At 59.1% G+C, this 24,098-nt stretch carries 27 protein-coding genes; 1 reads left to right on the top strand and 26 read right to left on the bottom strand.

The features are described from left to right. Nucleotides 1-126: 126 nt before the first annotated feature. The 23 genes from araH to ACA070_RS22495 all read right to left on the bottom strand — a co-directional run bounded on the left by araH (nt 127) and on the right by ACA070_RS22495 (nt 20,446). On the bottom strand, nt 127-1,095 hold the full coding sequence (gene araH / locus ACA070_RS22385; RefSeq protein WP_497448382.1) for an L-arabinose ABC transporter permease AraH: 969 nt from the start codon (nt 1,093-1,095) through the stop codon (nt 127-129). Nucleotides 1,096-1,104: 9 nt separating this feature from the next. Then, nucleotides 1,105-2,649 (bottom strand): L-arabinose ABC transporter ATP-binding protein AraG, encoded by a 1,545-nt coding sequence (gene araG / locus ACA070_RS22390; protein ID WP_497448383.1) that lies wholly within the window; start codon nt 2,647-2,649, stop codon nt 1,105-1,107. Nucleotides 2,650-2,715: 66 nt separating this feature from the next. Then, on the bottom strand, nt 2,716-3,720 hold the full coding sequence (locus tag ACA070_RS22395; RefSeq protein ID WP_109633825.1) for a substrate-binding domain-containing protein: 1,005 nt from the start codon (nt 3,718-3,720) through the stop codon (nt 2,716-2,718). Between the two features lie 115 nt (nt 3,721-3,835). Then, entirely contained in the window at nt 3,836-4,654 is an 819-nt protein-coding gene (locus tag ACA070_RS22400; protein WP_497448384.1) for an SDR family oxidoreductase, read from the bottom strand. Nucleotides 4,655-4,850: 196 nt separating this feature from the next. Beyond that, nucleotides 4,851-5,726: an SMP-30/gluconolactonase/LRE family protein gene (locus ACA070_RS22405; protein WP_497448385.1), complete on the bottom strand. Its 876-nt coding sequence runs from the start codon at nt 5,724-5,726 to the stop codon at nt 4,851-4,853. A gap of 126 nt (nt 5,727-5,852) precedes the next feature. After that, entirely contained in the window at nt 5,853-6,569 is a 717-nt protein-coding gene (locus ACA070_RS22410; RefSeq protein ID WP_497448386.1) for a FadR/GntR family transcriptional regulator, read from the bottom strand. Nucleotides 6,570-6,777: 208 nt separating this feature from the next. Beyond that, nucleotides 6,778-7,338 carry a DUF1285 domain-containing protein gene (locus ACA070_RS22415; RefSeq protein WP_497448387.1) on the bottom strand — a complete coding sequence of 187 codons (561 nt, stop codon included), beginning with the start codon at nt 7,336-7,338 and terminating at the stop codon, nt 6,778-6,780. Nucleotides 7,339-7,353: 15 nt separating this feature from the next. Further along, nucleotides 7,354-7,959 carry a DUF4823 domain-containing protein gene (locus ACA070_RS22420; protein WP_438657882.1) on the bottom strand — a complete coding sequence of 202 codons (606 nt, stop codon included), beginning with the start codon at nt 7,957-7,959 and terminating at the stop codon, nt 7,354-7,356. Between the two features lie 171 nt (nt 7,960-8,130). Continuing rightward, nucleotides 8,131-9,099, bottom strand: a complete 969-nt coding sequence (locus ACA070_RS22425) for a GTP 3',8-cyclase MoaA (RefSeq protein ID WP_403108147.1) — start codon at nt 9,097-9,099, stop codon at nt 8,131-8,133. Nucleotides 9,100-9,237: 138 nt separating this feature from the next. Beyond that, nucleotides 9,238-9,876: a TetR/AcrR family transcriptional regulator gene (locus ACA070_RS22430; RefSeq protein ID WP_008152317.1), complete on the bottom strand. Its 639-nt coding sequence runs from the start codon at nt 9,874-9,876 to the stop codon at nt 9,238-9,240. Between the two features lie 342 nt (nt 9,877-10,218). Next, nucleotides 10,219-11,004, bottom strand: a complete 786-nt coding sequence (locus ACA070_RS22435; RefSeq protein ID WP_497448388.1) for a TatD family hydrolase — start codon at nt 11,002-11,004, stop codon at nt 10,219-10,221. A 14-nt stretch (nt 11,005-11,018) separates the two neighbouring features. Continuing rightward, nucleotides 11,019-11,375 carry a PilZ domain-containing protein gene (locus ACA070_RS22440; RefSeq protein WP_497448389.1) on the bottom strand — a complete coding sequence of 119 codons (357 nt, stop codon included), beginning with the start codon at nt 11,373-11,375 and terminating at the stop codon, nt 11,019-11,021. Between the two features lie 42 nt (nt 11,376-11,417). Next, nucleotides 11,418-12,404, bottom strand: a complete 987-nt coding sequence (locus ACA070_RS22445) for a DNA polymerase III subunit delta' (RefSeq protein WP_497448390.1) — start codon at nt 12,402-12,404, stop codon at nt 11,418-11,420. Next, the gene (gene tmk, locus ACA070_RS22450) at nt 12,397-13,029 is read right to left on the bottom strand and encodes a dTMP kinase (RefSeq protein WP_497448391.1); all 633 of its coding nucleotides are present in this window, start codon (nt 13,027-13,029) and stop codon (nt 12,397-12,399) included. The genes ACA070_RS22445 and tmk overlap by 8 nt, the downstream gene beginning before the upstream one ends. A 19-nt stretch (nt 13,030-13,048) precedes the next feature. Next, nucleotides 13,049-14,284 carry an endolytic transglycosylase MltG gene (gene mltG / locus ACA070_RS22455; RefSeq protein ID WP_497448392.1) on the bottom strand — a complete coding sequence of 412 codons (1,236 nt, stop codon included), beginning with the start codon at nt 14,282-14,284 and terminating at the stop codon, nt 13,049-13,051. 3 nt (nt 14,285-14,287) lie between these two features. Continuing rightward, nucleotides 14,288-15,103: an aminodeoxychorismate lyase gene (gene pabC, locus ACA070_RS22460; protein ID WP_497448393.1), complete on the bottom strand. Its 816-nt coding sequence runs from the start codon at nt 15,101-15,103 to the stop codon at nt 14,288-14,290. Further along, a complete protein-coding gene (gene fabF, locus ACA070_RS22465) occupies nt 15,103-16,347 on the bottom strand; it encodes a beta-ketoacyl-ACP synthase II (protein WP_131062725.1) in 1,245 nt (414 codons plus the stop codon). Before fabF ends, pabC begins: the two co-directional genes overlap by 1 nt. A gap of 107 nt (nt 16,348-16,454) precedes the next feature. Next, nucleotides 16,455-16,691, bottom strand: coding sequence for an acyl carrier protein (gene acpP / locus ACA070_RS22470; protein ID WP_003442511.1), 237 nt, complete (start codon nt 16,689-16,691; stop codon nt 16,455-16,457). A 191-nt stretch (nt 16,692-16,882) separates the two neighbouring features. Then, nucleotides 16,883-17,626: a 3-oxoacyl-ACP reductase FabG gene (gene fabG / locus ACA070_RS22475; RefSeq protein ID WP_438657890.1), complete on the bottom strand. Its 744-nt coding sequence runs from the start codon at nt 17,624-17,626 to the stop codon at nt 16,883-16,885. A gap of 16 nt (nt 17,627-17,642) precedes the next feature. Next, on the bottom strand, nt 17,643-18,581 hold the full coding sequence (gene fabD / locus ACA070_RS22480) for an ACP S-malonyltransferase (protein WP_008152335.1): 939 nt from the start codon (nt 18,579-18,581) through the stop codon (nt 17,643-17,645). A gap of 126 nt (nt 18,582-18,707) precedes the next feature. Continuing rightward, nucleotides 18,708-19,718: a phosphate acyltransferase PlsX gene (plsX, locus tag ACA070_RS22485; protein WP_497448394.1), complete on the bottom strand. Its 1,011-nt coding sequence runs from the start codon at nt 19,716-19,718 to the stop codon at nt 18,708-18,710. Between the two features lie 4 nt (nt 19,719-19,722). Next, on the bottom strand, nt 19,723-19,905 hold the full coding sequence (rpmF, locus tag ACA070_RS22490; RefSeq protein WP_008152339.1) for a 50S ribosomal protein L32: 183 nt from the start codon (nt 19,903-19,905) through the stop codon (nt 19,723-19,725). A gap of 13 nt (nt 19,906-19,918) precedes the next feature. Then, nucleotides 19,919-20,446, bottom strand: a complete 528-nt coding sequence (locus ACA070_RS22495) for a YceD family protein (RefSeq protein ID WP_004371317.1) — start codon at nt 20,444-20,446, stop codon at nt 19,919-19,921. Between the two features lie 105 nt (nt 20,447-20,551). Between ACA070_RS22495 and ACA070_RS22500 the strand changes: the two genes are divergently transcribed. Continuing rightward, nucleotides 20,552-21,130, top strand: a complete 579-nt coding sequence (locus ACA070_RS22500; RefSeq protein WP_497448395.1) for a Maf family protein — start codon at nt 20,552-20,554, stop codon at nt 21,128-21,130. A 48-nt stretch (nt 21,131-21,178) separates the two neighbouring features. On the opposite strand, the gene ACA070_RS22505 is transcribed toward ACA070_RS22500, so the two are convergent. The 3 genes from ACA070_RS22505 to rluC are packed head-to-tail and all read right to left on the bottom strand — an operon-like array spanning nt 21,179 to nt 23,804. Beyond that, nucleotides 21,179-22,168, bottom strand: coding sequence for a S49 family peptidase (locus ACA070_RS22505; RefSeq protein WP_497448396.1), 990 nt, complete (start codon nt 22,166-22,168; stop codon nt 21,179-21,181). Between the two features lie 24 nt (nt 22,169-22,192). After that, the gene (locus ACA070_RS22510) at nt 22,193-22,855 is read right to left on the bottom strand and encodes an HAD-IA family hydrolase (protein ID WP_497448397.1); all 663 of its coding nucleotides are present in this window, start codon (nt 22,853-22,855) and stop codon (nt 22,193-22,195) included. Next, on the bottom strand, nt 22,842-23,804 hold the full coding sequence (rluC, locus tag ACA070_RS22515) for a 23S rRNA pseudouridine(955/2504/2580) synthase RluC (RefSeq protein WP_461955184.1): 963 nt from the start codon (nt 23,802-23,804) through the stop codon (nt 22,842-22,844). Before rluC ends, ACA070_RS22510 begins: the two co-directional genes overlap by 14 nt. Between the last annotated feature and the right edge of the window lie 294 nt (nt 23,805-24,098).

The raw sequence follows: 24,098 nt of genomic DNA on the forward strand, positions 1-24,098 counted from the left end.
CAAAATTTGTGCGCGACACAAATCAACTGTGGGAGCGAGCCTGCTCGCGATAGCGTCGGTACATCCACCATCTATGTATCAGACAGATCGCTTCGCGAGCAGGCTCGCTCCCACAGGTAATGGGGATTAGCGTTGTTTGAGTCGGTCGATGACCACCGCCAGCAACAAAATCGAACCGCGAATCACATACTGATAAAACGTATCAATGTTCTTCAGGTTCATCGCATTCTCGATAATCGCCAGAATCAACACGCCGGCAATCACATGCCGAATCATGCCGATCCCACCGCTCAGCGACACCCCGCCCAGCACGCAGGCAGAAATCACCGTCAACTCAAAACCCTGGCCTATCATCGGCTGACCCGAGGTCATGCGCGACGCCAGAATCACCCCGGCCAATGCGCCGATCACACCATGCACGGCAAAGATAAGGATCTTGGTCCGGTCAACGTTCACCCCGGCCAGCAACGCCGCTTCCTGGTTGCCGCCGATGGCCATGGTGTTGCGCCCGTAGGTGGTGTAATTCAGCAGCCAGCCAAAAAACAGAAAGCACACGATGGTGATCAGGATCGGCACCGGCACGCCAAACAACTGGCCGTTACCGAAGACGAAGAACGACTCCTGCGACACGCCGACCGCTTTGCCATTGGCAAAAATGTAAGCAAGGCCACGAACAATCTGCATGGTCGCCAGGGTGGTAATCAACGCGTTGACCCGCAGCTTGGCGATTACGATACCGTTGATCAGCCCGACAACCAGCCCCATCACCAGCGCAGCACTCACGCCGAGAAACACGCTGTCGGTGTCGCGCATCACCACCGCCGCGACCACGCCGGCACAGGCAATCACCGAACCCACCGACAAGTCGAAGTGCCCGGAAGCCAGGCAATACAACATGGTGCAGGCCGCAATCCCGGTCGTCGAAATCGCCAGGCCCAGACCGCGCATGTTCAGCGGTGACAGGAAATTGTCGATCAGCAGCGTGCACAGCACGAAGATCCCGACCGCCGCCAGCAACATCACCCAGTCATCGAGAAAGCGCCGCAGGTCCAGAGGTTTGCGCTGGGTAGGCAGAGCGTTGTTTTGGATTGTCATAGTCACCTCTCAGTTCGCCACGCCGTCAGCGCGTTGGCGCGGCAAAGCCAGTTGCAGCAGGTTGGATTCATTGGCCTCTGCGCGAGACAACTCGCCGCGCATCGCGCCTTCGCAGAGCACCAGGATGCGGTCGGAAATGCCCATCACTTCCATCAGGTCGCTGGACACCACGATCACCGCAATGCCGCTGGCGGCGAGGTTGTGGATGATCTGGTAGATCTCGGCTTTGGCACCGATATCGATGCCCCGAGTGGGCTCGTCCAGCAGCAGGACTTTCATCGGCATCGACAGCCAGCGGCCGAGAATGGCCTTCTGCTGATTGCCACCGGACAGGTACATGATTTTCTGCGCCGCGTTGGGCGTCTTCACTTTCAGTGCCTTGATCTGCTTGTCGGCGTTGCCTTTCTCCCACAGGCCGCGCAACAGGCAACCGAAAGTGGAATGGGCGCCACGCGCGCTGATGTTGATGTTCTCGGCGACGCTGGCGAGCGGAATGATGCCCTCCTTCTTGCGGTCTTCGGGGCACAGCAGAATGCCCGCAGCGATGGCGTCGCGAGGGGAACGCAGTTTCACCTCATGACCGCGAAGCTCAAGGCGTCCCGCGGTATTGCGCGTCAGCCCGCTGAGCATCCGGAACAACTCGGTACGCCCCGCTCCTACCAGGCCGAACAACCCGAGAATCTCGCCCTTGTGCACCTCGAAACTCACCGGTTCACGCAACCCAGGCCCCAGCAAACCGTCGACCTTGAGCGCCACCGCACCACGCTGGCGATTGCGGTAATCGTAAATGTCCTGAATGTCGCGACCGACCATGCACGTCACCAGTTGGTCGTGAGTCAGTTCGCTCATGTCTTCAAACGTGCGCACGTAGCGGCCGTCCTTGAACACCGTCACCGCGTTGCAGATGCGGAACACTTCTTCCATGCGGTGGGAGACGTAAAGCACCACTTTGCCTTCGTCGCGCAGTCGCCCGATGATCGCCATCAAGCGATCGATTTCCCGCGCCGACAGGCTGCTGGTAGGTTCATCGAAGGCAATCACATGCGCGCCACGGGACAACGCCTTGGCGATTTCCACCAGTTGCCGCTGACCGAGGGACAGGCGCCCTACTTTCTCTTGCGGATCGATTTCATCGGCCAGGCCTTTGAGGCAGGCCAGCGCTTGTTGTCGTAACGCGCCACGATTGATCAGGCCGAAACTGGCCGGCAGGTGACCGAGGAACAGGTTCTCGGCCACGGTCATTTCCGGGACCAGGTGCAGTTCCTGATGGATCACCGCGACCCGGCTGGCGATGCTGTCGGCGGTGGACTTGAAGACCATCGTCTGCTCGCCGATCTGCAGGCCGCCGCTGCTCGGCGTGTAAGCGCCGCCGAGGATTTTCAGCAGGGTCGATTTGCCGGCGCCGTTCTCGCCCATCAAGGCATGAACCTGCCCCGGATGCGCGACGAAGCTGATGTTGTCCAGCGCCTTCACCCCGGGAAAGGTTTTGCCGATCCCGTTGAAGCGCAGGCTGCCGCCGACGCTGTGTTCATGTGTCTGTACTTGCGCGTGCATAAAACCACCTCATCACACAGATCAGGCAGCCCCGTCGCCAGGGCTGCCGATGAAATCAACCAGCCCTCAGTTCCACAGGCCGATCTTTTCCAGTTCCTGCTTGAAGTTCTCGCGGGTGATCAGTGTTACGTCGTCCATCGCGGTGTACTTCGGTGGTTCTTTGCCGGTGGTGACCCACTCGAACATCATGCTGGCGGTGTTGTAGCCCTCGATGTGCGGGCTTGGCAGCATCGAACCGAAGAAACCGCTGTTGGCTTTCTTCAGCTCGCCGATGGCGTCGGTGCCATTGATGCCGATGCCGATCACGTTGGCCGCGGCAAAACCGGCGCTTTCGGTGGCGCGCACGCCGCCCAGCACGGTGTTGTCGTTCATGCCGCCGATGATCAGGTTTTTCGCCGCGCCCGGCAGCTTCACCAGGGCCGAGTTGGTGGCGTCCATGCTGCCCGGCACGTCGAGGGTTTTCAGGGCTGAGAACAGAATGTGGTCTTTCGGCATCCCGGCGTCTTCCAGGGCTTTGACCGAACCGTCGGTGCGCTTCTTGCCGGTGTCGAGTTCATTGAAGGTGTTGATCACCGCGTAGGTGTCCTTCCAGTCCCAACCGCGTTTTTTCGCTTCGGTGGCCATTGCCGCACCCTGCTTCTGGCCGACTTCGAACGCGGCCATACCGAGGTACGGAACGTCTTCCATGAACTTGCCATTGGCATCGACGAAACGGTCATCGACAGCGATGACCTTCAAACCATTGAGCTTGGCCTTGGCCATGATGGCCGGGCCGAGGGAGACGTCCGGCGGGCAGATCACAAAGCCTTTGGCGCCGTTGGCGGCGAGGCTGTCGATGGCCGAAAGGGTTTTCTCACCGTCCGGCACGGCGATCTTGATCACGGTGAAGCCCTTTTCTTTCCCGGCCTTTTCGGCGAATGCCCATTCGGTCTGGAACCAGGGCTCTTCCGCCTGCTTGACCAGGAAGCCGATTTTCACTTCCTCGGCCGCCAGCAGCGTGCTGCTCAGGCTGACCGCAGTAACCGCCAAAGCGGCACAGCACAGGGAACGGATCCCACGACGACGATTCATAAGCTGACTCCTTGTTATTTTTTTTGAGCGTTATTTTGAAAGCCGGTACCGCAAATAGTCATATCGTATGATGATTGGATTTCAGACGGAACTCCGCGTCTGAATCCGGTTTTATTCAGTCGTGATACATGACCGAGCGACCACCATCGATGGTGATGCACGAGGCATTGATGAACGGCGCTTCATCGCTGGCCAGGAATACGGCGGTCATTGCCACTTCCATCGGTTGCCCGATACGGCGCGGCGGGTGCAGGTCGAAGGCCCTTTGACGTTCGGCGTGGGGGTCGGCAAAACCGTTCCAGTAATCGACGTTCAGTTGGGTTTCGATGTAGCCCGGCGCGATCGCATTCACACGAATGCCCTTTGGCGCGTATTCGATGCCGAGCGCGCGGGTCAGGCCGAGCAAGCCGTGCTTGGCCACCGGGTAAGGAAAGCAGCCCGGGATGATGTGCGTGGAATGGGTCGACGCGATGTTGATGATGCTGCCGATGCCCTGCTCGATCATTTGCGGCAGCACGGCTTTGCAGCCATACCAGGCGCCGTCGAGGTCGATGGCGAAGCAGCGATGCCAGTCTTCTTCGGTCATTTCCAGTGGGTCACGGAACACGTTGACCCCGGCGCAGTTGACCAGCACATCGATCCGGCCATGTCGCTCGATGGCCAGTTCAGCCATCGCGTGCAGATCCTGCTGACGAGACACGTCAGCCGTGATCGCATGAACATTGAAGCCTTGATCACGCCACCGAGCCGCGACTTTTTCAACTTTGTCGCCCTGGATGTCGCTGATGATTATTTTGGCCTGTTGATTGACGAAGGCTGCGACGATCGCCTCGCCGATGCCCTGAGCGGCGCCGGTGACCAGCACGACCTTGTCTTTCAGGCGCTTGCCCTTCGGCGGTTCGATCATTGGCGGCAGGGAGAGACGTTCAGCCATGAATCAAGGCTCCCTTTTGCAAGCACGACAAAAACCGGGCATCTGTCGATGTCCGGTCAAAAAACTGTTTGGAAAATTGCTGCATCACTTCACCTGTTTTGTTTTTTTAAGTGTGAGTGCGTGTAACTGATGGCCGACTATAAACCCGACCACCAAATAATCTCAATATATAATTTTACATCCCATATTTTGGGATTTATCCGGCGAAGCGAGTGCAAGGTTTTCCAGGTACATCGACTCGAATCGACAGCAGCGCACCGTCCAGCGGATGGTTGAGCGGGCTCGCGGCGCTGGTGATGTACAGGGTTTTCAAATCTTCGCCGCCGAACACGCAACTGGTGGGGCGGCTGACCGGCAGCTCGATCACGCGGTCAACGTAGCCGTCCGGTGTCAGCCTGATCAGGCAACTGCCGTCCCAGCGGGCGTTCCAGATGAAACCCTCGGCATCCATCGCCGAGCCATCGGGGCCGCCTCGCTCATAAGGACCGAACCAGACATACGCCGTGTCCAGGTTACCGTCGGTGTGGACGAAATAGCGGTACAACGTTTTGTCCATGCTGTCGGCGAAAAACAGCGTGGTCTGGTCCTCGCTCCACAACATCGTGTTGGGAATGCCCAGCCCGCGAAGCAGGGGCGTGACCCGGGCATCGCGATCGATGCGAAACAGGCCACCGGAACGACGCACGATGGGCAGGTCTTCGCCGTTTTCGCCAATGTTGTTTTGCATGGTGCCGAGCCACAGCCGGCCCTGAGCATCACAGCGGGCTTCGTTGGCGCGATTGCCGGGTTGCGGATCGGCGACGCAAAGCAGAGTCAGACGCGGTTCGAGCCCCGGAGAATCAAGGTCCAGTCGATAGACGCCGCTGCTCAACGTCACCAGCGCATCGCCGCTTTCGCAGGGGATGAACGCGGAGACGTGTTCCGGCATTTCCCAGATCTGCACGTTGGCGCCGATCAGCCGCAGGGCTTGCTTGCCGGCGATGTCCACCCAGTACAGCGCCTGGGTCGGCACATCCCAGAACGGGCCTTCACCGAGTTGCGCACGGTGTCCGGTAACCGCATTCCACGTCATGAAACCTCCTGCTTTGTTGCTTTATGTGGGAGTGAGCCTGCTCGCGATGGCGGTGTGTCAGTCGACATCAATGTTGAATGGGCTGGCCTCATCGCGAGCAGGCTCGCTCCCACAGGGTTCGTTGTGTCAGCTGGCTTTTTTGTCGGCCATGACTTGGGGATAGAAGCGTTTGATCGCCAGGTCCGCGTTATCGATCAGGGTCATGCAGGCCCAGACACCCCGCGCGGCATCCCGGGCGGCGATGGCGTCGGCCATGTCTTTGTGAATCGGTAGCGTGCGGCGCAGTTCGTCCGGGTCGGCGGCGGACACTTCGAAAGACACCGCCAACAGCGCGCCAAGGGCCGGGACCATTTGTTCGATGAACTGATTGTGGCTGGCGGCGAGAATACACTCGTGGAAGATCTGGTCGGCGTGGTTGTAATCGATGCCACTGTCCACCGCTCGTTCCAGAGCGTTGTAGGCCTGCAGGATCGCTTGAACCTGTTCGCCGGTAGCGCGCTCGCACGCCCAGCGCACCGCCATCGGTTCGATGGTGCGGCGCAGATCGAGCAAGTCGTCGACGAAGTTTTCCGGCAAGCCACTGCGCGACAGCCAGCCCACGACTTGCGGATCGAAAAGGTTCCAGCGCCGCACAGGCAACACCCGCGTGCCGACCTTCGGCCCGACTTCGAGCATGCCTTTGGCGACCAGCGTCTTGATGGCTTCGCGGATGACCGTGCGACTGACACCGAGCTGTTCACCCAGGTCGGCTTCGACCTTAATGGTTTCACCGGGCCTGACCTGCCCTGCGGCTATCCAGCAACCCAGCCAATCGACGGTCGACGCATGAAAACTGCTGGACATGGGCACCTCGATGCAGGAACGGCACAAAGCCGTTCGCGATGGATGCCCACGCTAATCATCATACGATTGGGTGTCAATTTGAATTTTTTGGATGAACTCACAAATTCAGTGTGGGAGCGAGCCTGCTCGCGATGGCGGCTTATCATCCGACATTGATGTCGCCTGATACACCGCATCGCGAGCAGGCTCGCTCCCACATTGGTATGTGTTAAGGCTCTAGGCCTATGGGGAAGAACTCACCGCCGCTCCACACGCCAAGCCAGCGTTGCCCGTTGATTTCGCGGGTCACGGCCAGTTCCACCAATTGGTAGAACACGTTGCGATGGATCAGGGCTTCGAGGTTGGTGCGCACATGCACATACGGCGCAGGCTCTTGGGTGACCGGATCGATCACCACGCGGATCGGGTGTTCAGTGCCGGCGTCCGCGGTCTCGTCGACGTTGGTGGTGAAGCGCAGGAGCTGAGCTTCGCCCTCGCCCTCCACGTCCACGGCAATCGCCACAAACGGCGCATCATCGACCTTGATGCCAACCTTCTCGACCGGGGTGATCAGAAAGTAATCATCGCCATCGCGGCGGATGATGGTGGAGAACAGCTTGACCATCGGTTTGCGTCCGATTGGCGTCCCCAGGTAAAACCAGGTGCCGTCGCGGGCGATGCGCATGTCGATGTCGCCACAGAAGTCAGGGTTCCACAGGTGGACCGGCGGCAAGCCTTTGGTCTTGGGGATTTGCCCCAACAAGTCGTTGGCTTTTTGCGGGCCACTCATGGCGTTCTCCTTGAATTACTGGTCGCTGAGCCCGATCAGGCTGCGCGCGTACTGCTCCAGCGGCGGGCCAATCAGGTCTTGTGGCTTGTTATCGTGGAACGTCAGTAAACCGCCACGACTCTTGATACGTGCAGTATCAATCAAATACTGGGTGCTGGTCTCGATCAACATGATCTGAATCACGCCGCTGTCGATGCCGAGGCGATCCACGTATTCCTGATCAAGCCATTCGTCCGAGTTGCCGATACGGTCATCTGCCTTGGCGAACCGCGTGTAAAGCAGGTAATGGGCACCGGCGGCGCGGGCTTCACCCATGGCCTGGTCGAGGCCTTCGGGGGTGCGCGCACGGCGGACCATCGGAAAGTATTCGATAAAGCCATTGAAGGCTTCTTCAGCGACCACGTTCGGTCGCGGATAGGCACTGCCCGGCGGTGCGAAGGCACCTTGGGCGATGTAGATGAACGAGTCCGGCTGGATGCGCAGGTTATTCACCCGGCGACTGTCGCTGTGATCCAGCAGCCCCGCATCGCTCATGTGGTAGCGAGTTCCTTCAGCCATATCGCTGACATTCATGCAGCCACCAAGCGCCAAAACGGCCAGCAGCAAAACCAGGCTACGCATCCTACCCTCCAGAGGCCGGTGACGGAAAACCGGCGAATGGCCATGGGATGCAGCTTCCGCGCCAGCTCGGGAAACATCAGCGCCCGACAGATTGCATTCGCGGGCAAGCCTCGCTCCTACAGGCTTCGCATCATTCCCGTAGGAGCGAGGCTTGCCCGCGAAGAGGCCCTATCAGCCGCCAATAATCTTCATGACCGTCGCACCACCCGAAAACGCCACTTCCTGCTTGTCCCCCAGGGCTTTAACCAAGAGTCGCTGCAACGCCGGCAATGCCTGATGGCGCGGCTTGTCCAGAAGGTCACCGACATAGTGGCGATTGCTCGACGACAAACAGCCATGCAACCAACCGGTGGATGACAATCGCAGTCGCGAGCAAGTCCGGCAGAAGGGAACGCTTTCGTTGGCAATCACGCCAAAGTGGCCCAATCCCGGTATTTCGTAGCGCACGGCAGTCGCGTCTACGGGCGCATCGGCTTGCAGGTATTCGTAGCGCTCGCCGATCAGGCTCAACAACTGCTGAAGGCTGACGAACTGTTGCAGGAAGGCATTGTTGTCGCTGGCCAGGTGGCCCATGCGCATCAGCTCGATGAAGCGCAACTCATAGCCACGCTCCAGGCAGTAATCGAGCAGCGGCATTACCTGATCAAGGTTTTGCCCGCGCAGGGGCACCATGTTGACTTTGATTTTCAGGCCGGCCGCCTTGGCCTGATCCATACCGTCGAGCACGGTCGCCAGATCGCCGCCACGGGCAATGCTGCGGAATGCGCTGGCATCCAGGGTATCGAGGGAAACGTTGATGCGACGGATGCCGGCGTCCACCAGCAATGGCAGCTTCTTTGCCAGCAGCTGACCATTGGTGGTCAGGCTGATGTCTTCGAGGCCCATCTTGCCGACGGCCGTCATGAAGGCTTCGAGCTTGGGGCTGACCAGCGGCTCGCCACCGGTGATGCGCAAACGCTCAATGCCCGCCGCTTCGATCAGATACGCCACGCCGCGCGCCATGGCCTCGGCCGACAATTCATCCTGCGCAGCCACCAGCCGCTTGCCGTTAGGCACGCAGTAAGTACACGCGTAATTGCAGGCTGAGGTCAGGCTGATCCGCAAATTGCGAAAACGCCTGCCTTGACGGTCAACGATCATGGATCACTCCGGCAAAAGGAATTCGAACGCGCAAAACTTGACTCACAAATCAAGTTTTAGCAAGTCCCATGCCTGAGTATATTCCTGAGGTACGGCGCCATATAGCGAAATCATGGCGCGATAAGGCAACTGAATGGTTCAGCTGCTCGGCGTGTCGGTATCGCGTTTGCGCTTGTTGCCCATGCGCACGCCGATATCCATCAGGAACTGGAAGAAACCTTCCTGATCTTCCAGCACATTGCTCCAGAACGGCGAGTGATACAGCGCCACAGCGCCGTGCACCAGCGCCCAGGACGCGCAGTAATGGAAGTAAGGCGGAACGTCTTCGAGCTTCCCTTCGCTGATCCGGCCCTTGATCAGCAAGGTCAGGCGTTCGAAGTTCGAGGCGCGGATCTTGTGCAGCTCCTCGACCATCTCCGGCACCTGGTTGCCCTTGACCACCTTCTCTTCCAGGCGATCGAACAAGCGATAGCGCTGCGGATCGCGCATGCGGAATTCGAAGTAGGCCCTGGACAGGGCTTCCTTGTCCTTGTCGACATCCGCCGAATGCAACAGCTCGTTCAGATCACGCTCGTAGTCGAGCATCAGGCGCAGATAGATCTCCGCCTTGGATTTGAAATGCTTGTAGATCGTGCCTTTGCCGATACCGACGGCATCAGCAATCATCTCGACGGTGACACTGTCTTCACCCTGGTCGAGGAACAGCTTGAGCGCGGTATCGAGAATTTCTTGCTCGCGGCGACGAAACTCACGGACCTTACGAGGTTCTTTATGCATAAGAAAAGGTCTGTTGGGGTCAAAATTCGAAGCCGCGTATTATGCCTAACTTGCGCCAAAATGCACGGATCATCCGACCATATCTGTGTTTCTTGATGATTTCACGCAAGGTCGCCAGTTGATGAGAACTCTTCTGAAGCGGCCGTATTCCAAAATTGTTTAAAAACCGGGGCCGGTAAACTGGACTCGGCGAAATACTGATCAATACTTGAACTGTCGGCGGGGCATCTCCCCCAAGTGTCGCGTCGATATAGGTACCAACGGACCGCGTGCCTTTGTTTTACTCCTAATGGTCTTAACCCGGATTCACCCCCCAGAACCCGGGTTTTTTTTGCCTGCGATTTAGCCTTTCACATGCGCCAGAGGGAACAGCCGCTTGAAGTTTTCAGTGGTCTGCTCGGCAAATCGCTCAAAAGACTCACCACGCAACATTGCCAGAAATTCCGCAACCTCGCGAACGTACTGCGGCAGGTTTGGTTTGCCGCGATAAGGGATCGGCGCCAGGTACGGCGAGTCGGTTTCAACCAGCAACCGATCAGCCGGCACTTTGCTGGCGACGTCACGCAGCGCATCGGCATTGCGAAAAGTGACAATGCCAGACAGGGAAATGTAATAACCCATGTCGAGCGCGGCCTTGGCCATGTCCCAGTCTTCAGTGAAGCAATGCAACACACCCGCCTGAGGCAACGCAGCCTCGCGCAACAGACTCAACGTATCCTCCCGGGCGCCACGGGTGTGGATGATCACCGGTTTACCGGTTTGCTGAGCGGCCTGCAGGTGCAAGCGAAACGATTCCTGCTGCAACTCCGCAGCTTCCGGCTCGTAGTGATAATCCAGACCGGTTTCACCGATCGCGACCACTCGCGGGTGATTGAGCTCACGCAACAGCCAATCCAGCGCCGGCGCGGCACCCGGTTGTACATCCAGCGGATGCACACCCACCGAACAGTCGACATCGTCATAACGTTCAGCCAGGGCTTTGACGTCCGCGGCGTTCTCGACGCTGACGCCAATACACAGAAAGTGCCCTACCCCGCGCTGGCGGGCCGCATCGAGCGCGGCATCCAGGGAGCCGTCGTGGGCGGCGAGGTCAAGACGATCGAGGTGGCAATGGGAATCTACGAGCATAAAAGGGCTGCAACTTACATCGTATGAGTGGGACGGTCGGACTTCATGGCTCCGGCCAGATGGGTTTCGATTCGACTGCGCGCGGTGTTGTCGCCGTCGTTGAATTGTACGCCGACCCCGGCAGCCCGGTTACCCTGAGCACCTTTAGGGGTGATCCAGGCAACCTTGCCGGCGACCGGAATCTTCTCGGTCTCATCCATCAGGTTCAGCAGCATGAAGACCTCATCGCCCAACTTGTAGCTCTTGTTGGTCGGGATAAACAGGCCACCGTTCCTGATGAATGGCATGTAGGCCGCGTAAAGCACGGACTTGTCCTTGATGGTCAGGGACAAAATGCCGTTGCGCGGCCCCGGATTGACGGCTTCGTTCATGCTGACCTCCATTGCTGATGATCAGAGTCTAGGCACAGACGATCACTTCTGGGTAGGCAAGGATGCCCATTGCACCAGCAGCGCCTCGAGCAACAATGCCGGATTGAGGTTGGCTTTGCTCATGACCTTCTGGCGCTGGGCGAGAATCCAGTCCTGGATACTCAAGACTTTATCCTGAGCGGTTTTCTGCGCCAGGTATTGAATGACCTTGCGCATGTCCGTCAATCCAAGCCCTTCTTCATCCTGAGTCAACTGATAGCGCAGGATCAGACTCGACCAGTCGCAGAACCAGTCGAACAACAACAGCTGCGGGACGGTTTTCCATTCTTCAGCCAACTGCGTCGGCGATTGCTGCTGTTTGAGCAACTTCTTCACGCCTTCGACCACCAGCGCCCGCTGCTCGCGCACGCCTTGGTTCTGCAACTTGACCGCGGCCAGCGGGGAGCCAGCCGCCAGGGTCAGCAGTTCGATACGTTCTTCTTCCGAGCTGTCCGGCAGGGCCATGGCCAGCCAGGCAAGACTCATCGCTTCGCTCGGCAGCGGGCAGGCCTGCTGCACGCAGCGGCTCTTGATGGTCGGCAGCAGACGACTGGTCTGGTGGCTGACCAACAGCAAAACGGTATCGCCGGACGGTTCTTCAAGACTTTTGAGCAAGGCATTCGCGGCGTTGACGTTCATCGACTCGACCGGCTCGATCAACACCACCTTGCGCCCGCCCATCTGCGCGGTCTGGACCACGAAGCTGACCAGATCTCGAACCTGATCGACCTTGATCGCCTTGTCGGCTTCTTCCGGCTCCAGGATGTAATTGTCGGGGTGGCTGCCGGCCTTGAGCAGCAGGCAGGATTTGCATTCACCGCAAGCGTCCTGGGCAGTCGGACGCTGGCACAGCAGACTGGCCATCAACCGCTCCGCCAGCGCACGCTTGCCGATCCCGGCCGGGCCATGCAGCAGATAGGCGTGCGCATGTTGCTTGCGACCGGCCAACTGCTGCCAGAGGCTGTCCTGCCACGGATAGGCTTCAGCCACGGGTCAGCTCCAGCAGACGTGGCAGCAAGGCGTCCAGCGACTGCTGGACCTGCGCGAGCGGCTGAGCCGCATCGACCAGGACATAACGCGCCGGGTCAGCTTCAGCGCGCTTGAGGAAGGCACTGCGCACGGCATCGAAAAAGGTCCGGCCTTCAAGTTCGAAACGGTCCAGACGACCGCGAGCACTGGCGCGAGCCAGACCCACTTCCACCGGCAGATCAAAGATCAGCGTCAGGTCCGGGCGCAAATCACCCTGGACAAACGTCTCCAGGGCCGCGATGCGCTCCAGCGACAAACCGCGACCGCCACCCTGATAGGCGTAGGTCGAATCGGTAAAACGATCACATAAGACCACCGCACCGCGGGCCAGCGCCGGGCGAATCACCTCGGCCAAATGCTGGGCACGCGCGGCAAACACCAGCAACAACTCGGTGTCGGGGTTCATGACTTCATCAACCGGCGCCAACAACACTTCGCGAATCCGCTCGGCCAAAGGCGTACCACCCGGTTCGCGGGTCAGCACCACCTCGATACCAGCGGCGCGCAGGCGCTCGGCCAGGTATTCGCGGTTGGTGCTTTTGCCGGCGCCTTCCGGGCCTTCCAGGGTAATAAACAAGCCAGTCACAGGCAGTCCTTAATCAGGGTCATTGCGGGTTTTGCGGCGCGGTTGCGTCCGGCTCGGGCACAGGTTCGGGTACGGATTCCGGTTCAGGCTCCGGAGCGGGCGCAGCAGCAGGTTCCTGCGGCGCTACGGGTGCCACAGTCTCGGCATCAGGACTGGGCGACGCGGCCGGAATCGGCGCCTCAGCGTCCGGGGTTTCGCCATTCTGGATTTCGGGCGACGAGGCCGGTGCCGGGCTGGACCGGTAGTCGGCACGACGCTTGAGCTGGAACTCACGCACCGCATTATTGTGGGCATCCAGATCATCGGAGAACACGTGGCTGCCATCACCGCGAGCGACGAAGTAGAGACTGTTGCCCGCCACCGGATTCAACGCGGCATGAATCGCTTCGCGACCGACCATAGCAATCGGCGTCGGCGGCAGGCCCGAAATCATGTAGGTGTTGTACGGCGTGGGTTCCTTGAGGTGGGCACGGGTCAATTTGCCGCTGTAGCGATCACCCAGACCGTAGATCACCGTCGGATCGGTCTGCAGCAGCATGCCGATCGCCATGCGCCGCACAAACACGCCAGCGATCTGCCCGCGCTCTTGTGGCACACCGGTTTCCTTTTCCACCAGCGAGGCCATGATCAGCGCCTGATAGGGTTCGGTGTAGGGCACGTCTGCGGCGCGCTGTTCCCATTCCTTGGCAAGGACTTCGTCGAGGCGATCGTAGGCTTTCTTCAGCAGATCGACGTCGGTCATGCCACGCACGAAGCGGTAAGTGTCGGGGAAGAAGCGTCCTTCCGGAAAGATCCCTGTGTGGCCGAGCCTGGTCATCACTTCGCTATCGCTCAAGCCGTTAAGGGTCTGCTCGAGTTTTTCATCCTTGGCCAATGCCGCCCGGACCTGATGAAAATTCCAGCCTTCGACCAGGGTCAGACTGTACTGGACGATTTCCCCACGCTTCCACAGGTCGATCAGCCCTTCGACGGTCATGCCGGGCTGCATGCGGTATTCGCCCTTGTGCAAGGGCTGTCCCGCCAGGTTGAAACGCCAATACACGCGCAACCAGAAAGCGTCCTTGATGACGCCATCAGCTTCGAGTCGATAGAAAGTGCGGGTGGGCGTTGTGCCTTTGGGCACTTCCAGCAGTTCTTCCTGGGTGATGTTCAGCGGCTGATCCAGCGCCGAATGAATTTTCCAGGCGGCGGCGCCCAGACACAGCCCTGCCAGAACCAATCCGGTTTCCAGCAGCAGCAAGAATTTACGTCTCACGTATCAAGCATCCAGTAGCGCGCGGGCAATGGTTTGGAGTTTACGGGTGAGCGGCCCAACCGACCAGCTCAGCGCAGCATAGGCGCGCACCGGCCAAACGCCATACACGCTGTTGCAGACAAAGACTTCATCGGCCCATTGCAGCTGATCCAGGCTGATGTCGGAGATTTGTGTGGGGATCCCCAATGACTCGGCTTGAAACAATAACTCGGCACGCATCACGCCGGCCACACCACAGCGCTTCAAATCGGCCGTGATCAACACGCCATCGCGGATCAGGAACAGATTGCTGAACACACCTTCGATCACGCGCCCCGCAAGATCGAGCATCAAGCCTTCGGCGTGCTCCGTATCTTGCCATTCGGAGCGAGCAATCACTTGCTCGAGGCGGTTAAGGTGTTTGAGGCCGGCGAGCAGTGGTTGCCTGGACAGGCGTGTCGCACAAGGGAACAGGCGAACGCCCTGCTCGCCATGAACGGCAGGATAAGCAGCAGGAGGATTGCCTTGCAGAATACGTCGAGCCCGAGCCGAGGGATCGGGGGCGTAACCGCGCAAGCTGTCGCCGCGAGTGATGATGAGTTTGAGCACACCCTCATCCAGCGCGCCGGCATAGGCCAGCAGCTCGCTGCGGATCAACTCATGATCGGCAGCGATTGCCAGGCGCGAACAGCCATCGACCAGACGCGCCAGATGTCGGTCCAGCAGCAACGGTTGCCCGCCTCGCACGGCAATGGTCTCGAACAGACCATCGCCGTAAGCCAGGCCGCGATTCTTCAGCGACAACGTGTCAGCCGGCTGACCGTCGACCCAGCTGTCCATCAGTCAGCGAACCGGCGGAACACCAGCGAGCCGTTGGTACCGCCAAAACCGAAGGAGTTGGACAGCACCACATCGATATCCATGTTGCGCGCGGTGTGCGGCACGAAATCGAGGTCGCAGCCTTCGTCCGGCTCATCGAGGTTGATGGTCGGTGGCGCCACCTGGCTGTTGATCGCCAGCACGCTGAAGATCGCCTCGACCGCGCCTGCTGCACCCAGCAAGTGACCGGTCATGGACTTGGTCGAACTGACGGCCAGTTTGTAGGCGTGATCGCCAAACACCGATTTGATCGCACAGGCTTCGGCGAGGTCGCCGGCCGACGTCGAGGTGCCGTGGGCGTTGATGTACTGAACCTGATCGCTATTGATCTTCGCATCACGCAGGGCGTTGGTGATGCAGCGCGCAGCACCGGCACCGTCTGCCGGAGGCGACGTCATATGGAACGCATCGCCACTGGTGCCAAAACCAATCAGCTCGGCGTAGATGGTCGCGCCGCGCGCCTTGGCGTGTTCCAGTTCTTCGAGAACCAGAGCGCCGGCACCATCGGACAACACGAAGCCATCACGGCCCTTGTCCCATGGACGGCTGGCGCGGGTTGGCTCGTCGTTGCGGGTCGACAGTGCGCGGGAGGCACCGAAACCGCCCATGCCCAGGCCGCAAGCCGCCATCTCGGCGCCGCCGGCAATCATCACGTCGGCTTCGTCGTACATGATGTTGCGGGCTGCCATGCCGATGCAGTGCGTACCGGTGGTACACGCGGTGGCGATGGCGTAGTTAGGTCCCTGTGCACCCAGGTGGATGGACAGGAAACCGGAAATCATATTGATGATCGAGCCAGGCACGAAAAACGGAGAAATCCGTCGTGGACCGGAATCATGCAGGGTGCGGCTGGTTTCTTCGATATTGGTCAGACCGCCAATACCCGACCCCATGGCCACGCCGATGCGCTCACGGTTGGCATCGGTAACTTCAAGGCCTGCGTTACGTACCGCCTGAAAACCTGCGGCCAGACCGTACTGAATGAACAGATCGAGTTTGCGAGCTTCCTTGACCGACAGGTACTCCTCGACATTGAAGCCCTTTACCGAGCCGCCAAAACGGGTGGAATAGGCAGAAAGGTCGGTGTGTTCGATCAGACCAATGCCACTGCGGCCAGCCAGAATGCCCTGCCAACTGCTCGGCACATCCGTGCCCAGTGGCGACAACATACCCATACCGGTGACTACGACGCGTCTACGCGACACAGCACTCTCCTTTTTCAAATGACGACTTTGCATCAGGCCTAAAGAAAAAACCGCACGCCATGAGGCAGTGCGGTTTTTCCATGACAGCAAGCAACGATTACAAGCTATTAAGCCTGGTGGTTAGTAACGTAATCGATTGCAGCTTGTACAGTAGTGATCTTCTCAGCTTCTTCGTCAGGGATTTCGGTCTCGAATTCCTCTTCCAGAGCCATCACCAGCTCAACGGTGTCAAGGGAGTCGGCACCCAGATCTTCAACGAAGGAAGCAGTGTTGACCACTTCTTCTTCTTTAACGCCCAGTTGCTCAGCAACGATTTTCTTGACGCGCTCTTCGATGGTGCTCATACCTTGTTTTCACTCCTAATGGACAAATTCAGGCAGCTGGCCAGTGGGTAAGTGTATAGAAAGACTTTTCAGTTTTTCAACTGAAAGCTTCACTCCTCAAACCCGACAGCCCTCTGCCTATAAATAGATTGCAGCTTTATAACGGATTTTAGACAGCTCGTATGACATTTTTTTGAAGCAATCCGTCACATTTAACTCATGTACATCCCGCCGTTCACCGGGATTGTAGCCCCAGTAACGTAAGCCGCACCGTCGGATGCAAGAAAAGCGACCACAGACGCGATCTCTTGTGCTTGCCCCAGACGACCCAGCGGAATTTGTGTCACCAGGCTTTCACGCTGCGCTTCGGGCAGTTCGCGAGTCATATCGGTGTCGATGAACCCAGGGGCCACCGAGTTTACCGTAATCGAACGCGAACCGACTTCACGCGCCAGCGCACGGCTGAAACCTTCCAGACCGGCTTTGGCGGCTGCGTAGTTTACTTGGCCTGCGTTGCCCATGGCACCCACAACAGAGCCAATACTGATAATTCGTCCCCAACGGGCTTTGGTCATGCCACGCAAAACGCCCTTGGACAGGCGGAACAGACTGTTCAGGTTGGTATCGACGACGTCATGCCATTCGTCATCTTTCATGCGCATCATCAGATTATCGCGGGTGATACCGGCATTATTGACCAGGATCGCCGGCGCACCGAACTGCTCGGAGATGCTCGCCAACACCGCCGCGACAGATTCGTCGCTGGTGACATTGAGTTCCAGGCCAGTGCCTTGAATACCGTTTTCCTTCAGGGTAGCGGCAATGCTCTCGGCGCCGGAAGCGGACGTCGCGGTGCCCACAACGATGGCGCCCTGACGACCCAGTTCCAGGGCGATGGCCTGGCCAATACCGCGGCTCGCACCGGTGACCAATGCAACTTTACCTTGCAGACTCATGCAAGTTTCTCCTGATTCAGGCCAGCGCTGCACGGGCGGCAGCGAAAGCGTCTGGGGTATTGAGGTTGGATGTCGACACGCCTTCGGCGCAACGCTTGTTCAGGCCGGCCAGCACTTTGCCAGGACCGCATTCGACCAACTGGGTCGCGCCCTTGGCGGCCAGCGCCTGGACCGATTCGACCCAGCGCACAGGCTTGTAGAGCTGCTCAAGCAGATCGCGCTTGAGGGTTTCCAGATCGGCCGGCACGGTAGCGCTGACGTTCTGTACAACCGGGATCTGCGGCGCTTGCCAGTCGATCGCAGCGATCGATTCGGCGAAACGCTCGGCTGCCGGACGCATCAGCTCGCAATGGGACGGTACGCTGACTGGCAGAGGCATGGCGCGCTTGGCACCCCGCGCCTTGCAGCCTTCGATGGCGCGTTCGACCGCAGCCTTGGCACCAGCGATAACCACTTGGCCCGGGGAGTTGAAGTTGACCGCACTGACCACTTCGCCTTGCGCTGCTTCGGCACAGGCTGCCAACACGTCAGCGTCGTCCAGACCGAGGATCGCGGCCATGCCGCCCTGCCCGGCCGGAACGGCTTCTTGCATCAACTGACCACGGCGCTCCACCAATTTGACGGCGTCGCCCAGGCTCAGGCTGCCAGCCGCGACCAGCGCGCTGTACTCGCCCAGGCTGTGACCGGCAACGTAAGCCGGACGCGCGCCGCCCTCAGCCAGCCACAGACGCCACAAGGCGATCGAGGCGGTCAGAATGGCCGGCTGGGTTTTATCGGTTTGATTGAGTTGCTCTTCCGGCCCTTGCTGGGTCAGTGCCCACAGGTCGTAACCCAGAGCATCGGAAGCTTCTTTGAATGTTTCGAGGACAACCGGATGTTGCGCGCCCAACTCGGCCAGCATGCCGAGGGACTGCGAACCCTGTCCTGGAAAGACGAATGCGAGGGAAGCAGACATGTAACAAGCCCCTAATGATCTTGTCGTCGAAGAATTTGACGTCCCGCTCGGGGGACGCAAGAAACTGACAGTTGGATGGCCAATTGAACTAAGCGGTCACATTTAAGCATTGTCCGACGAAAACGCCTAAAGCAACAAATCCTCCAGACGACCGTGAATGCGTTCCGGCAGGTTTTCCTGGATCTCGATCAGCGCACGGGAAATGGCACTCTGGAAACCCTGAACCCCGGCCGAACCGTGGCTTTTCACCACAATCCCCTGCAAACCCAGGAAGCTTGCGCCGTTATGCCGCGCCGGTGCCAGTTCGGCTTGCAGGCGCTTCATCAACGGCAGCGCCAGTGCGCCGACCATTTTCGACGCGAGGTTTTTCTTGAACAAGGCTTCGATTCGCCCGGCAATCATGGTCGCCAGGCCTTCGCTGGACTTGAGCAGGATATTGCCGACAAAGCCGTCACACACCACCACGTCCGCCTCGCCACGGTACAAACCGTCGCCTTCGATAAAGCCGATGTAATTGATACCACGGGCACTTTGCAACAAGGTTGCAGCCAGCTTGACCTGCTGATTGCCCTTGATGTCTTCAGTGCCAATGTTCAGCAACGCCACACGCGGGCGAACGACCCCCAGAGTCTCCGCTGCCACCGACCCCATGATTGCGAACTGCAGCAGGTGTTCGGCGCTGCAATCGACATTGGCGCCCAGATCGAGCAACTGGCAATAACCCTTCTGCGTCGGAATGGCCGCAACCATCGCCGGCCGGTCGATGCCCGGCAACGTCTTGAGCACAAACCGCGACAACGCCATCAGCGCGCCGGTATTGCCGGCACTGACACACGCCTGGACCTTGCCGTCACGCAACAACTCGAGTGCCACACGCATCGATGAATCAGGCTTGCCACGCAAGGCCTGGGCAGGCTTTTCGTCCATGGTGATGACTTCGGACGCCGGAGCAATCGACAGGCGTGAGCGATCCACAGCCGATTGGCCAGAGAGCAATTCTTCAAGGAGGGAGGGTTGACCGACGAGGGTCAGGTGCAGCGAGGGTGTAGCAGCCAGGCAAGCAAGGCTGGCCTGAACAATGCTGCGGGGACCGAAGTCCCCGCCCATTGCGTCAATCGCGATGACTTGGGCAGACAAGTGATTACTCGTCAGCGCCCTTGTCGATCACTTTACGGCCACGGTATACGCCTTCTGGCGATACGTGGTGACGCAGGTGAATTTCACCGGTGGTTTTTTCTACAGACAGAGTGCTTGCCGTCAGGGCGTCGTGCGAACGACGCATGTCACGGGCAGAGCGGGATTTTTTGTTCTGCTGAACAGCCATAATTGATTAACTCCTAAACGTTTGGGTCACGCTTTAACTGCGCCAATACACTGAACGGGTTGGACCGCGTTACCTCGTCCTCGCTCGGTTCGGGCTCATCGAGACCCGCCGGCTGCTGGCATTCTTCCGGATGATGAGCAGGCACAATGGGCAAGGCGAGCAGAAGCTCCTCCTCGATCAGTGACTGCAGATCCAAAGGATCTTCGCCCAGTTCCAGCACGTCATAACCTTTCGGCAACGACTGGGTATTCGCACCCTCCTTCACCACAGCATAACTGCATTCGCTATGGATCGGCAGGGTGACCAGCTCAAGACAACGCTGGCAAACCATTTTGACTTCGGTGTCGATAAAGCTGTGGATTACCACAGACTTACGTTCATCTCGTTCAAAAACGAATTTAGCCTGCACCGTACCGACAGTGTCGGAAAGCGGGTCGCAGAGTCTCTCCAAATCGGCCAGCAGCAGTTCACCTTGAAGGGTGGTGCCACGGTCAGCCAATTTGCGCGGGTCAACGTGAGGTGGAATCGGGTCATTCAACATAGGCGCAGCATTATAGGGATGCACCCGGCCATGTCAAAGGAAATTCAGCCCTGTCCGTCACTTGGAAGCCTCGGTAGAATTCGCGCCTGTCTTCCGGAGATGCGCATGCTGCCTTTATTACTCGCTTCAAGCTCGGTTTATCGCCGGGAATTGCTGGCCCGCTTGCAGCTGCCGTTCACCTGCAGCTCGCCGGATATCGATGAAAGCCATCGTCCGGGGGAGTCCGCCATTGAGCTGGTAAAACGCCTCGCCACAGAAAAAGCCCGGGCACTTGCCGGTAGCCACCCCGCTCATCTGATCATCGGCTCCGACCAGGTCGCGGTCCTCGGCGAGCGGATTATCGGCAAGCCCCATACCTTCGAGAAAGCCCGCGAACAATTGCTGGCTTCGAGCGGTGCCAGCGTGACCTTCCTGACAGGCCTGGCGCTGCTCAACAGCGAGACCGGCGACTGCCAGGTCGACTGCGTGCCCTTCACCGTCCACATGCGCACGCTGGATCCGGCACGCATCGAGCGCTACCTGCGCGCCGAACAACCCTACGACTGCGCTGGCAGCTTCAAGGCTGAAGGGTTGGGGGTCAGCCTGTTTCAAAGCACCGAAGGCCCTGACGCCACCAGCCTGATCGGCCTGCCGCTGATTCGCCTGATCGACATGCTGCTGACCGAAGGCGTGCAAATCCCCTGAACACAAAAAACCGGCCACTTGGGCCGGTTTTTTATGCCGCTGGAGAATTCAGCGCAACGACGGACCGTTAAAGCCCATCCACATCGCCAGTTTCTCAGCCACGCTGGCACCGAGTTTTTTCGAGAAGCGATCGAACGGCGATTCCTGAACGGTGAAGTCCACCAGTTCTTTCTCGCCAATCACATCACGCGCCACCGAGCTGGCATTCCCCAGGCCATCGATCAAACCCAGCGGCAACGCCTGCTCGCCGTTCCAGACCAGCCCGGAGAACAACTCCGGATGCTCTTTGTCCTTGAGACGGTCGCCACGGCCCTTTTTCACGCTGTTGATGAACTGCTGGTGCGTGGTATCCAGCACACCCTGCCAAAACCGAGTCTCCTCAGGCTTTTGCGGCTGGAACGGGTCGAGGAACGACTTGTGCTCGCCCGACGTGTAGGTCCGACGCTCGACACCGAGCTTCTCCATGGTGCCGACAAAGCCGTAACCGGCCGCCGTCACACCAATGGAACCGACCAGGCTCGCCTTGTCGGCGTAAATCTGATCAGCCGCGCTGGCGATGTAGTAGGCACCGGAAGCGCCCAGGTCGGAGATCACCGCGTACACCTTGGTATCCGGGTGCAGACCACGCAGACGAACGATTTCGTCATACACATAACCCGACTGCACCGGACTGCCGCCAGGGCTGTTGATGCGCAGGATCACACCCTTGACCTTCTCGTCCTCGAAGGCCGCACGCAGGCTGCCGACGATGTTGTCAGCGCTGGCCGGCTCCTTGTCGGCGATTACGCCGGTCACGTCGATCAACGCCGTGTAGTGGGAACCGCGGGTCGCACTTTTTTCCATGTCCATCAGCGGCGTGAACAGAATCAACGCGCCAAACAGGTACACAAAGGTCAGCAGCTTGAAGAAAATTCCCCAGCGACGAGACCTGCGCTGCTCCTGGACACTGGCCAGCAGGGTCTTTTCCAGCAGCTTCCAGCTTTTTTCGTCACCGCTCTCTGCGCTCGCCTTGGCGGGCGCTTTCCATTCGTCGGTCATGACATCTACCCCAGCAAAAACCTATTAAACCCGCTGACTCAGCCAGGCATGCAATTCTGAAAAACGATCAATGGCCAGTCGCGGTTCGAACAGCTTCAGCGCGTCGATCGATTGAGCGCCATAACTGACCGCTACCGAATCCATGCCGGCGTTACGCGCCATCTGCAGGTCGAAAGACGAATCGCCGACCATCAGCGCTTGGTCCGGGCGAACCTCGCAATGATCGAGAATCTGCTCAAGCATCAGCGGATGAGGCTTGCTGGCGGTTTCATCGGCGGCGCGGGTGATATCGAAATAATCTTCCCAGCCGTGAGCTTTCAGCACCCTGTCGAGCCCGCGACGAGCCTTGCCCGTCGCCACAGCCAGATGATAACCCTCGGCACGAAACGCCTCCATCGACTCGAGCACACCCTCGAACAGCGGCGAAGGCACGGCTTCGGCAGCGATGTAGTGATCCGCATAGTGCTGACGGAATGCTACCAGCTCGTCATCGCCAATTTCGGGGTACAACGTGCGAATGGCCTCAGGCAGGCCCAGACCGATAATGCCCTTGACCGCAAAATCATCACGCAAATGAAACCCCGACCGTTCGGACGCGACATGCATCGCCTCGACAATCCGACCAATGGAGTCAGCCAGCGTACCGTCCCAATCGAAAATCAGCAGTTTGTAATCAGAGGGGTGCACTCAGGCGCTCCACGGTCTTGGCCCACATTTCGTCCACTGGGGCCTGCAACTTCAACTCACCACCATCCGGCAGTGGTACGGTCAGCATGTAGGCGTGCAGGAACAGGCGTTTGCCGCCCAGGTCACGAATTTCCTTGCTGAAACCTTCATCGCCATACTTGGTATCGCCAGCGATGCAATGCCCGGCGTGCAAGGTGTGGACGCGGATCTGGTGAGTCCGGCCGGTGATCGGTTTGGCTTCGATCAGGGTGGCAAAGTCGCCGAAACGACGCAGGACCTTGAAGACGGTCACAGATTCCTTGCCCTCCTCCTCGTCGACCTCGACCATACGCTCGCCGGAACGCAGATTGCTCTTGCCGAGGGACGCACGGACCTGCTTGATCGAGGCCGCCCAGTTACCGCGGACCAGCGCCATGTAGCGCTTATCGACGCCATCGCCGCGCAATGCCGTGTGCAAGTGACGCAGCATGCTGCGCTTCTTGGCAATCATCAGCAGACCGGAGGTGTCACGGTCGAGACGGTGAACCAGTTCGAGCTCCTTACAATCCGGACGCAACTGACGAAAGGCTTCGATCACCCCGTAGGTCAAGCCGCTGCCGCCATGAACCGCAATGCCGCAAGGCTTGTTGATCACGATCAACGCCTTGTCTTCGAACACAATCGAGGCTTCGAGGCGCTGCAACAGGCCCTGGGCCAGTGGCACCGGTTCGTCGCGCTCAGGCACGCGAACCGGCGGCACGCGCACGATATCGCCCGCCTGCAGCTTGTATTCGGGCTTGATCCGACCTTTGTTCACTCGCACTTCGCCCTTGCGCAAAATGCGGTAAATCAAGGTCTTGGGCACGCCTTTGAGCCGAGCGAGAAGGAAGTTATCAATACGTTGGCCGGCATATTCCGGCGAGACCTCCAGCAGTTGTACGGCTGGGGTCGAAGGGGCAGTAGTCGTCATGCCGCGGATGATAACAATTTTTTATGGAATTGAAGCACTTAATCATTGCTGCTATAGTCGCGAACGCCGCCAAAAGCGGCCTGGACAGCGGACTAACGGTCAAAAACCGGCCCTGACCAACGCAATTCACCAGGGCGCGAGGCCGTCCTACGGGGCTTTCGCTACGTAACGGTGGAGTTTGCAGCTGTAACAAGCGCAGGTGACATGAGGCCTGAATCAAGCCGCAAAGCAGAGTTTTCACTCGCCTTGCGAGCCAATATTCACGGCCAGTTCACAAAGTGCAGTCGGCTACGG

It is taken from the genome of Pseudomonas sp. LBUM1678 (assembly GCF_059695575.1).

Coding starts and splice junctions, on each gene's coding strand:
- araH (WP_497448382.1), bottom strand. CDS start 1,095: ATGACAATCCAAAACAACGCTCTGCCTACCCAGCGCAAACCTCTGGAC.
- araG (WP_497448383.1), bottom strand. CDS start 2,649: ATGCACGCGCAAGTACAGACACATGAACACAGCGTCGGCGGCAGCCTG.
- ACA070_RS22395 (WP_109633825.1), bottom strand. CDS start 3,720: ATGAATCGTCGTCGTGGGATCCGTTCCCTGTGCTGTGCCGCTTTGGCG.
- ACA070_RS22400 (WP_497448384.1), bottom strand. CDS start 4,654: ATGGCTGAACGTCTCTCCCTGCCGCCAATGATCGAACCGCCGAAGGGC.
- ACA070_RS22405 (WP_497448385.1), bottom strand. CDS start 5,726: ATGACGTGGAATGCGGTTACCGGACACCGTGCGCAACTCGGTGAAGGC.
- ACA070_RS22410 (WP_497448386.1), bottom strand. CDS start 6,569: ATGTCCAGCAGTTTTCATGCGTCGACCGTCGATTGGCTGGGTTGCTGG.
- ACA070_RS22415 (WP_497448387.1), bottom strand. CDS start 7,338: ATGAGTGGCCCGCAAAAAGCCAACGACTTGTTGGGGCAAATCCCCAAG.
- ACA070_RS22420 (WP_438657882.1), bottom strand. CDS start 7,959: ATGCGTAGCCTGGTTTTGCTGCTGGCCGTTTTGGCGCTTGGTGGCTGC.
- ACA070_RS22425 (WP_403108147.1), bottom strand. CDS start 9,099: ATGATCGTTGACCGTCAAGGCAGGCGTTTTCGCAATTTGCGGATCAGC.
- ACA070_RS22430 (WP_008152317.1), bottom strand. CDS start 9,876: ATGCATAAAGAACCTCGTAAGGTCCGTGAGTTTCGTCGCCGCGAGCAA.
- ACA070_RS22435 (WP_497448388.1), bottom strand. CDS start 11,004: ATGCTCGTAGATTCCCATTGCCACCTCGATCGTCTTGACCTCGCCGCC.
- ACA070_RS22440 (WP_497448389.1), bottom strand. CDS start 11,375: ATGAACGAAGCCGTCAATCCGGGGCCGCGCAACGGCATTTTGTCCCTG.
- pabC (WP_497448393.1), bottom strand. CDS start 15,103: ATGGACAGCTGGGTCGACGGTCAGCCGGCTGACACGTTGTCGCTGAAG.
- acpP (WP_003442511.1), bottom strand. CDS start 16,691: ATGAGCACCATCGAAGAGCGCGTCAAGAAAATCGTTGCTGAGCAACTG.
- fabG (WP_438657890.1), bottom strand. CDS start 17,626: ATGAGTCTGCAAGGTAAAGTTGCATTGGTCACCGGTGCGAGCCGCGGT.
- fabD (WP_008152335.1), bottom strand. CDS start 18,581: ATGTCTGCTTCCCTCGCATTCGTCTTTCCAGGACAGGGTTCGCAGTCC.
- rpmF (WP_008152339.1), bottom strand. CDS start 19,905: ATGGCTGTTCAGCAGAACAAAAAATCCCGCTCTGCCCGTGACATGCGT.
- ACA070_RS22495 (WP_004371317.1), bottom strand. CDS start 20,446: ATGTTGAATGACCCGATTCCACCTCACGTTGACCCGCGCAAATTGGCT.
- ACA070_RS22500 (WP_497448395.1), top strand. CDS start 20,552: ATGCTGCCTTTATTACTCGCTTCAAGCTCGGTTTATCGCCGGGAATTG.
- ACA070_RS22505 (WP_497448396.1), bottom strand. CDS start 22,168: ATGACCGACGAATGGAAAGCGCCCGCCAAGGCGAGCGCAGAGAGCGGT.
- rluC (WP_461955184.1), bottom strand. CDS start 23,804: ATGACGACTACTGCCCCTTCGACCCCAGCCGTACAACTGCTGGAGGTC.